The sequence below is a fragment of the Xenorhabdus sp. Sc-CR9 genome (assembly GCF_963897815.1).
Taxonomy (GTDB): Bacteria; Pseudomonadota; Gammaproteobacteria; order Enterobacterales; family Enterobacteriaceae; genus Xenorhabdus.
Genome location: NZ_CAWQTY010000019.1, coordinates 1 through 4967, shown reverse-complemented (window position 1 = coordinate 4967; position 4967 = coordinate 1). Strand labels below are relative to the sequence as shown.

Below are 4967 nucleotides of genomic sequence, written 5' to 3'. Positions count from 1 at the left end.
GAATCATTGTTGTCAATTTATGTGGCAATTACTCAATCACGTCGATGTCTTTTTACGATCGTTTTCATCGCAGCAAAAGCCCGGAATACAAAAAATGAGTGGAGCACTATTATGAAAAGTGATTTACACAACAATGGCAATGTGCCGGTAGTGAATATTGCTGCGCCCAATCATGCCGGCATCTCTCACAATACCTATAACGAGTTTAATATCGGCACTCAGGGCGCCATATTAAATAACGCCACACAAGCGGTTAACTCTCAACTGGCCGGTCAAATCAGTGCCAACGCCAATCTGCAGGGAAAGGCGGCCGAACTCATTATCAACGAAGTCATCGGCAGCAGCCGTTCTGAACTGCTGGGGCAACTGGAAGTGGCCGGTCAGAAAGCCAACGTTATGATTGCCAATCCGAATGGTATTACCTGTGATGGATGTGGGTTTATCAATACTTCCGGTGCCATACTGACGACGGGTAAACCGCAATTTGATAAACAGGGTGCACTGGAAGCCCTGAAAGTGACAAAAGGCCAAATCACGATTGGTGGTAAAGGGTTAAATGGTCAGTCAACAGATTATGTTGATATTATCAGCCGGGCGACAGAGCTGAATGGAAAAATTCAGGCCAAGAATCTTGCACTGACTCAGGGCGCTAATCAGATTTCCTTCACAGACGGCACGGCAAAGACCATTGCCGGAGAAGGGAACCGTCCACAGTTAGCTGTCGATACCAAAGCCCTGGGCGGGATGTATGCCAATAAAATTCGTCTGGTTGCCACGGAAAATGGGGTTGGGGTCAACCTGAAAAATATTACCAGCCATCAGCAGGATATTACGCTTAGTTCAAATGGCAAAATGGAACTGGGCAATATTAAGGCTAAAACCGACTTAAATGCCGGGGCTAAAGAAATTAATATCGGACCGAATTCTCCCGTTCAGGCAGAACGGGATATCGTTCTTGCCAGCAGCAAACTGAGTAATAAAGGCAGTGTGACTGCCGGGCAAGATATGCGGATTTATGGTGACACTATCAGCAATGCAGGGGCGCAAGCACTGCTACAAGCCAATAACAATATGTGGATCCAAAAAAATGCAGAAGGGGACAAAAACGAGTTAGTTGAAAATAAGTCCGGTACCATAAAAACAAACAGTGGTGACTTAATCATCAGAACTCAAAACCTAGTTAATGAGAAAGAAAATGTACAAGTCACTAAAACAAACCACCAAATAAATTCTAATGCTGGCTATGGAGATAACCCTAAATTCAAATTTGATTTTAATAAACCCATTCTTATCGATAGTCGCCATAAAGATATTAAACTGGAACATGCTGATTTTGTATCAAATGTTGATAGCAAACAGGCGGTTATTGAATCAGGTCATGATGCTTATTTATATGGGGAAAATTTAACTAACAAAAATAGTAATATCTCTGCAAAAAATAATTTAATCCTGACAGGAACACATTTAAAAAATAGTGGAATTTATTTTGGATTATTAGAGAAGTATAAAGAATATTTTCATTCGGAAGATAGAGAAAATATTTTAAATAGAGATATATTAATATGGAAAAACAATGGTGTTTTTCAATCAATATTAAGTGCTAAAAATAGTTTGGTTGCTGATTTTAAAGAATCAATATCTATAAAAAATGAATTGCCGAGTGAAGCTAACAATATCAATCAAGTAATTTATGGTAATAATTATGTAGCTTTAAATGCAAAAAACATTTTGCTGCATGCTAAAGATGTCTATCTTTCAAATGAAACAAAAGCAGATAAGGATGTGAGTGTCATTGCTGATAACGCAGTTAAAACATCATTAGCTGTGTTAAATTCGGGAGAAAATATATCTATCGCAGCACGTTATGATATTAATTTATTAGACAGTAATTTAAAAAGCAAAAATATTTCCTTAATCAGTAATAATGGTAACGTAAATGTAAAAAATTCATTAAGAGCTTTTTATTCAGATAATACTCGCTTATTGAGTAAATTAGATGCTTCTGCCGATTTAAGTATTTCAGCCGGGAAAGATATTTATCTTAAAGATACATTGTTTGTATCTAAAAGTAAAAATATCGCATTCAATGCAAATAAAGATATTACCATTGAGCACACTGATGATTTATTAAACCACCATAACCCAATTCAACAACTTTCAACTGACCAGGAAGAAAAATTATTTGATAGTTTATCCCCTACTGCAAAATTAGATTCATCAGGGTCTATTTTAATCAACAGTGGTGGAAACCTGTCCTTAAACAGAGTGAATTTAGATGCTGAAAAAGATATTGATCTATATGCTGGCTACAATTTGAATCAATATTCAAAAGAATTTGAACCAAACCATTTCAGTGTTTCCACGGTAACTAAAGCACCTAAAATTCAAACTCATATCAAATCCGGAAACAATCTATTAATTAATGCACAACATGATATCACCTTAGAAGGTTTAGATATTTCCACTCAAGGTTCAACAAATTTATTAGCCGGAAATTCAATAAACTTATTAGGTATTCCCTATTTTTTTGAGAATAATGGGGTAGAAGTCTTAAAATATTCACTCCCCGTTATTGCTATACCACCAAATAAAAACATTATTACAACCATTAAAGCCCATAAAGATATTAATCTAATATCTGGCGGTGAAATTTTAACTGAAGGTTCAAAATTATCGTCAAATGGCAATATTTTAGTCTCTTCAGAAAAGAACATGAATTTTGAGTCAATCACCCTTTATAAAAATAGCTCCAAGGATGGTTATAAAATTCAACAAATAGCCAATGAAGTCTCTGAGTTAACTGCAGGTGGAATATTAAAACTCTTTACTAATGGGAGTATTTTATTTGAAGCCACTAAATTAACTGCCAAAGGATTAGGCGCGGTTTGGAAAGACCCTATTCCAATGTCAAATCATAGTGGTCCCGTAATTAATGCAGAAGCTAATATGAGATCAGCTCAAGAAAAGCTTGAAATCATTGCAAGAGAAAAATCTCCTATAGAGAAAGAAGTCAATGAATTAAGACAAATCATTAAAAATGAAGAAGATCGATTAATTAAAATTTATGATGGAATCCATGATGAATTTAAAAAAATAAACGCAATGAATGCACAAGCATATACAGCTCTTATAAAAATGAGGGACGACCGAATTGCAAGAGCAACCAAAGAAGACAGAGAAAAACTAGCACCTAAACAGAATAAATTCAATGAAATAGAGTCCAGATTTAATCAGGCTAAAAATATTTTGGCTACCGCGAATAATCAATTGGCTCAGGCTAAACAAGAGGCTAAAAATAAAGGTGACTCTGAAATAAAATTACAAGCGGATATAGATGCCCATAATAAGGCTGAAGCCATGCGTATCGGCACTATCGATGTGGCGGCTAAAGGGGGATATTTATACGCCAAAGCACAACAGAATTCAGAAAAACGTGAAATAACCCGAAAAAGTTCAAGTGGTGGTTTCTTTGGGGGCACTAAAACAACGACTGAAATTAGCCACAAAACGGGTCATGACGTCGGCGAATTTATTGCTGCCGGCAATATTACCATGCTCAGTCATGATGACAGTACGTATGAAGCGAGTAAAATAGAAGCCGGTAAAAATATCCGCCTTATTAGTACACATGGTAAAGTTAATTTTACTGCCATGCCAAATACGTCGTTTGAGCAAATAACCAGTAGCTCGAAAGGTTTATTCATCAAACAATCTAATAGTGGACATAATAACACCACCTGGACATTACCAGCGATATCTTCGGGGAGTTTATTTACTGTCGAGGCTAATTCAGGCATTAACGCTGATATTAAAACACAGAAAAGCCAATCTCTGAAAACGGCATTAAGCATTCTTGGCGAAAATCCAGAAGCAGCCTGGTTAAAAGATTTAAACAACCGACATGATATAAAATGGAATGAAGTTCAGGATGCGTATTCTAATTGGGATTATAGTCATCAACAATTAAGCCCGGTAGCCTCTGCGGTTATAGCAATAGCAGTAGCGGCAGTGACCGCGGGATCGGGTTTAGCTGTTTCGGCTGGCGCATCAACAGCGTCTACAGCGACGGGAGTGGGTGCAGCGACGGCCGCAACAGCAACGACTACAGGTGCTTTTGTTTCCGGCGCAACCATTGCCGGTATCTCATCTTTAGCTTCTAAAGCAGCAGTGACCCTGGTTAATAATCAAGGAAACTTATCTAAAACGTTTAGAGAGCTAGGCAATAGTGATACGGTAAAATCAACCATTACTTCCATGGCCATTGGTGGTGCGTTGGCCGGATTCGATCAAGCCATGGGCTGGAGTGCGGCGAAAGATGGGGCTAACGCTGCTGCTTCATCAACCCACTCAAATATCCCGCTATTAAGTAAAGGTGCAAATTGGAGCAAAGTCGCCCAACGTGTTGCTGGACAATCCATTATCAGCTCCAGTTTAAATACCACCATTAATGGAGGCAGCTTTAAAGATAATTTCGCTACAGCATTGCTTGCTAGTGCTGGAAATCAAATTAATGCGGAAGGGGCAAATGTTATCGGAGACTATGGCAAAGTACTCGGTACTCCTGGCAAGGCCATTAGTCATGCTGCAGTATCGGCTATTGCCGCACACATTGGTGGCGGAGATGCCAGAGGCGCAGCCGCTGGCGCACTCGCCGCTGAACTTGGTGCGCTGACACTGGCTAAGACATTTAATGATCCCGCACAAATTCTGGCCGGTGGCAAAATCATCGGTGGTATTGCCGGTGCATTTGCTACAAACAGTGCACAAGGCGCTAACAGTGGTGCAAATGCCAGTGAAATCGTTCTTGAACATAATTTCTTTGCACATGAGTTGATTGAATTAGAGCGTGTTGACCTTTGTTGTACATGTTTCAATCGACCCACATAGGGAGCCACATGATTGAAAATGCCAAAGCAACGAGACTTTCATAATTTCTTGCTAATTTGTCATACCGAGTAGCTACTGCT

The 4967-nt window shown here is 38.8% G+C and carries 1 protein-coding gene and 2 pseudogenes; 2 read left to right on the top strand and 1 reads right to left on the bottom strand.

The features are described 5' to 3' along the window. Positions 1-115 (top strand): annotated as a pseudogene (locus tag AACQ81_RS00990) (IS630 family transposase); the annotation flags it as partial. Beyond that, entirely contained in the window at positions 112-4887 is a 4776-nt protein-coding gene (locus tag AACQ81_RS00985) for a two-partner secretion domain-containing protein (RefSeq protein WP_237388379.1), read from the top strand. The pseudogene AACQ81_RS00990 and the gene AACQ81_RS00985, both read left to right, overlap by 4 nt. On the opposite strand, the pseudogene AACQ81_RS00980 reads toward AACQ81_RS00985, so the two are convergent. Then, a pseudogene (locus AACQ81_RS00980) lies at positions 4871-4967 on the bottom strand (IS5/IS1182 family transposase); the annotation flags it as partial. The gene AACQ81_RS00985 and the pseudogene AACQ81_RS00980 overlap by 17 nt on opposite strands.

Bases quoted from the DNA above. Each gene is read 5' to 3' on its own strand.
- AACQ81_RS00985 (WP_237388379.1), top strand. From the start codon at position 112: ATGAAAAGTGATTTACACAACAATGGCAATGTGCCGGTAGTGAATATT.